The 4,368-nt window shown below is 31.7% G+C and carries 4 protein-coding genes and 1 pseudogene; 2 read left to right on the top strand and 3 right to left on the bottom strand.

The window, feature by feature from the left end:
* Positions 1-98, bottom strand: a pseudogene (locus IDG66_RS11925) (lysophospholipid acyltransferase family protein); the annotation flags it as partial.
* Positions 99-269: 171 nt separating this feature from the next.
* On the opposite strand from IDG66_RS11925, the gene IDG66_RS11920 reads away from it, so the two are divergent.
* A complete protein-coding gene (locus IDG66_RS11920; RefSeq protein WP_001279338.1) occupies positions 270-1,544 on the top strand; it encodes a S1C family serine protease in 1,275 nt (424 codons plus the stop codon).
* Between the two features lie 93 nt (positions 1,545-1,637).
* Here the strand turns inward: IDG66_RS11920 and tyrS are convergent, their stop codons facing one another.
* Positions 1,638-2,900 carry a tyrosine--tRNA ligase gene (tyrS, locus tag IDG66_RS11915; protein WP_000186029.1) on the bottom strand — a complete coding sequence of 421 codons (1,263 nt, stop codon included), beginning with the start codon at positions 2,898-2,900 and terminating at the stop codon, positions 1,638-1,640.
* 381 nt (positions 2,901-3,281) lie between these two features.
* On the opposite strand from tyrS, the gene IDG66_RS11910 reads away from it, so the two are divergent.
* Positions 3,282-4,187: a transglycosylase domain-containing protein gene (locus IDG66_RS11910; protein WP_000184370.1), complete on the top strand. Its 906-nt coding sequence runs from the start codon at positions 3,282-3,284 to the stop codon at positions 4,185-4,187.
* Here the strand turns inward: IDG66_RS11910 and IDG66_RS11905 are convergent.
* Positions 4,167-4,259 carry a hypothetical protein gene (locus IDG66_RS11905; protein WP_206172200.1) on the bottom strand — a complete coding sequence of 31 codons (93 nt, stop codon included), beginning with the start codon at positions 4,257-4,259 and terminating at the stop codon, positions 4,167-4,169. The two genes, IDG66_RS11910 and IDG66_RS11905, sit on opposite strands and share 21 nt — an antisense overlap.
* Between the last annotated feature and the right edge of the window lie 109 nt (positions 4,260-4,368).

The raw sequence follows: 4,368 nt of genomic DNA, 5'->3' as shown, positions 1-4,368 counted from the left end.
TTACTATCCTTAGGAATATTATCTTTACCGATTACGTATAATGATTTTGACATTTTAACTAAAATGAAATTCAAAATCTTACTAATCACTGAATACATTGTGCCACCTACTTAACTTATTTGTTTATAACAACTAGATTTTATCACTATATTTTTACTAGAACAAGATAGTCTGAAAATACATCTAAAGTTGTATAGTGTATTACTAGCAATAATTATAAAAAAAAGACATAATTAAAGCATATATAAATCATATAATGGAGGTTAAGTATGTCAGATTTTAATCATACAGATCATTCTACAACAAACCATAGCCAAACACCTAGATACAGAAGACCTAAATTTCCATGGTTTAAAACAGTCATCGTTGCATTGATTGCTGGAATTATTGGTGCACTTCTAGTACTTGGTATAGGCAAAGTATTAAATAGTACAATTTTAAATAAAGATGGTTCAACTGTTCAGACAACAAATAATAAAGGTGGCAATCAATTAGACGGTCAAAGCAAGAAATTCGGTACCGTTCATGAAATGATAAAATCTGTCTCCCCTACAATTGTTGGAGTTATTAACATGCAAAAAGCATCAAGTGTAGACGACTTATTAAAAGGCAAATCATCTAAACCATCTGAAGCTGGAGTAGGTTCAGGTGTTATCTATCAAATAAACAACAATTCAGCTTATATCGTTACAAACAATCATGTTATTGATGGCGCAAATGAAATTAGAGTCCAATTACATAATAAAAAACAAGTTAAAGCGAAATTAGTTGGTAAAGATGCAGTAACTGATATTGCTGTACTTAAAATTGAAAATACAAAAGGTATTAAAGCGATTCAATTCGCCAACTCTTCAAAAGTACAAACTGGCGATAGCGTATTCGCAATGGGTAACCCATTAGGATTACAATTTGCTAACTCTGTAACATCTGGTATCATTTCAGCAAGCGAACGTACTATTGACGCTGAGACAACTGGTGGCAATACAAAAGTCAGCGTTCTTCAAACAGATGCTGCTATTAACCCAGGTAACTCAGGTGGCGCATTAGTAGATATTAATGGTAATTTAGTTGGTATTAACTCAATGAAAATTGCTGCGACACAAGTTGAAGGTATCGGGTTTGCTATTCCAAGTAATGAAGTTAAAGTAACAATTGAACAACTTGTAAAACATGGTAAAATTGACCGCCCTTCGATTGGTATTGGTTTAATTAATTTGAAAGATATTCCTGAAGAAGAGCGCGAGCAACTTCATACTGATAGAGAAGACGGTATTTATGTCGCCAAAGCTGATAGTGATATTGATCTTAAAAAAGGTGATATTATTACAGAAATTGATGGCAAGAAAATTAAAGATGATGTTGATTTAAGAAGCTATTTATATGAAAATAAAAAACCTGGTGAATCAGTCACTGTTACCGTTATCCGTGATGGTAAAACAAAAGAAGTTAAAGTGAAATTAAAACAACAAAAAGAACAACCAAAACGTCAAAGCCGATCAGAACGTCAATCACCTGGCCAAGGCGATAGAGATTTCTTTAGATAATTTACAGACAGAAAAGTACATTAAGAGCCTACTCATTACATTCTTAGGAATGAATATGAGTAGGCTCTAATTTATTTAGCTATGCAATTATATTTATTGATAGTTAACCATGAAGTATTTTTTCTTACCGCGACGAATAATCGTAAATTCGCCATCAATTTTATCTTCTGGTGCTAAAGCATAATTAACATCTTGTTGTCTCTCACCATTAATATAAATCGCACCATTGTTAACATCTTCACGTGCTTGTCGTTTAGAAGGAGAAATGCCTGTTTCAATAAGGACTTCAACGATATTTGTTGTGTCATTTGATAATGTCACTTGAGGCACATCTTTAAATCCATCTTTTAATTCTTTCGCTGATAATGATTTTAAATCACCACTAAATAATGCTTGTGAAATACGGATTGCATCATTTAATGCATCTTCACCATGAATAAATTTAGTTACTTCTTCAGCTAATGTTTTTTGAGCTTCACGTAAATGCGGTGCTTCATTTTTAGATTGTTCTAAGCGATCAATTTCTTCTTTTCCTAAGAAAGTAAAGTATTTTAAGAATTTAATTACATCTTCGTCTGATTGATTAATCCAGAATTGATAAAATTCATAAGGACTTGTTTTTTCAGCATCTAACCAAACAGCACCTGACTCAGACTTACCAAATTTCTTACCATCTGATTTAGTTACAAGCGGAATAGTTAAACCGTATGCGTCTGTTTGACCATACATACGACGCATTAATTCAATACCACTTGTGATATTACCCCATTGATCTGATCCACCTACTTGAATCTTACAATTCAATTCTCTATTCAAATGACCGAAATCAATAGCTTGTAAAATCGTGTATGTGAATTCTGTATATGAAATACCATGTTCTAAACGACTTTGGATTGAATCTTTACCTAACATGTAATTAACGCCGACGTGTTTACCATAGTCACGTAAAAAGCTAATTAATGAGATTTGTCCTAACCAGTCTCTATTATTAACAAGCACTGCACCATGGTCTGTTCCAAATTCAAAAATATTGTGCATTTGCTTACTAATACCTTCGATATTTTTATCTACTTGTTCTTCTGTTTGTAGCACACGTTCTTCTGATTTACCTGATGGATCACCAATCATACCTGTACCACCGCCAATTAAAACGATAGGACGATGTCCATGTTCTTGAAAACGTCTTAATGTTAAGAATGGTAGTAAGTGACCAATATGTAAACTATCTGCCGTTGGATCGGCACCGCAGTATAACGTCACTTGTTCTTTATTTAATAAATCTTCAATACCTTGTTCATCAGTTTGTTGATAAATAAGACCTCTCCATTTTAAATCTTCAATTAATACATTCGTCATTATTATTTCCTCCTATTTATAATTATTTATTGAATACTTGTTAAAATACTTTAAAGTTTTTTGAACGTAAAAAAAACCCTTACAACAAATATGTAAGGGCGCGATTGCACGTTACCACCAAACTTAAACATAATCATAAGATAATGTTCACTCTATTAATGATACGTTCATTAATAAACGTAGGACATGTTAGTTATAAAGGTGTATTCATATTATTAAAAACACTAGTTCACAGCGACCACTAGCTCTCTGATGATTTCAAATAATATTACTTGTCCTTTTATCCTATTCTTTATGCATTTTCCCTAATTATAATTAACGTTAAAATAAAAGTCAAATTGCTTAAATATGGTATACTATACGTAATTTAGGAGGTTAAAGATGACGAATCAAGACAACAATCATCAATTGAATCATCGTATATATCATTTTGAAAAGATATATAAAGCTATCAAACATGTCATTGTTTTTATATTTATGATTTTCATTGCCATCGTTGCTATCGCTGTGATTGCGATGTCTTTATATTTTCATCATTTAACTAAAACGTCCGACTCATTATCAGATGATGCTTTAATAAAAAAAGTTCGACAAATACCTGGCGATGAATTATTAGATCATAATAACAAAAATTTATTATATGAGTATAACCATTCTCAAAACTCACTCATTATAGGCCCTAAAACATCAAGTCCAAATGTCATTAAAGCATTAACGTCATCTGAAGACACTTTATTTTATAAACATGATGGCATCTTACCAAAGGCGATTTTAAGAGCAATGATACAAGATATTTTTAATACTGATCAAAGTTCAGGTGGTAGCACAATTACACAACAACTTGTTAAAAATCAAGTTCTTACCAACGAAAAAACATATAGTAGAAAAGCAAATGAACTTCGCCTAGCAATTAGATTAGAACACCTACTCTCAAAAGATGAAATTATATATACATATTTAAATATAGTTCCCTTCGGTAGAGATTATAATGGCGCTAATATTTCCGGAATTGCATCCGCTTCATATAGTTTGTTTGGTATTCCACCAAAAGATTTATCAATTGCACAATCTGCATACCTTATCGGTTTGTTGCAAAGCCCTTATGGCTATACACCCTACGAAAAAGATGGAACATTAAAATCGGATAAAGATTTGAAATATAGTATCCAAAGACAACATTATGTATTAAAGCGTATGTTAATCGAAGATCAAATCACTGAAAAAGAATACAACGACGCATTAAAATATGATATTAAATCACATTTGTTAAATCGAAAAAAGCGTTAATTGATGCTCACTTTTTAAAGTAACCACAACAATGAATCCAAATATTAAAAACAGCGATAAAGTCCGTATAATTGTGTAAAAGTAAAAAGGCCATATAACAGTCCTTTTACGGTACAATGTTTTTAACGACAAAAACATACCCAGGAGGACTTTTACATGACCCAAGTACATTTTACACTGA

The organism is Staphylococcus sp. EG-SA-18 (assembly GCF_017151825.1).
In the GTDB taxonomy this organism is placed as follows: domain Bacteria; phylum Bacillota; class Bacilli; order Staphylococcales; family Staphylococcaceae; genus Staphylococcus; species Staphylococcus aureus.
This window is presented reverse-complemented; position numbering and strand designations above follow the sequence as displayed.

Coding starts and splice junctions, on each gene's coding strand:
- IDG66_RS11920 (WP_001279338.1), top strand. CDS start 270: ATGTCAGATTTTAATCATACAGATCATTCTACAACAAACCATAGCCAA.
- tyrS (WP_000186029.1), bottom strand. CDS start 2,900: ATGACGAATGTATTAATTGAAGATTTAAAATGGAGAGGTCTTATTTAT.
- IDG66_RS11910 (WP_000184370.1), top strand. CDS start 3,282: ATGACGAATCAAGACAACAATCATCAATTGAATCATCGTATATATCAT.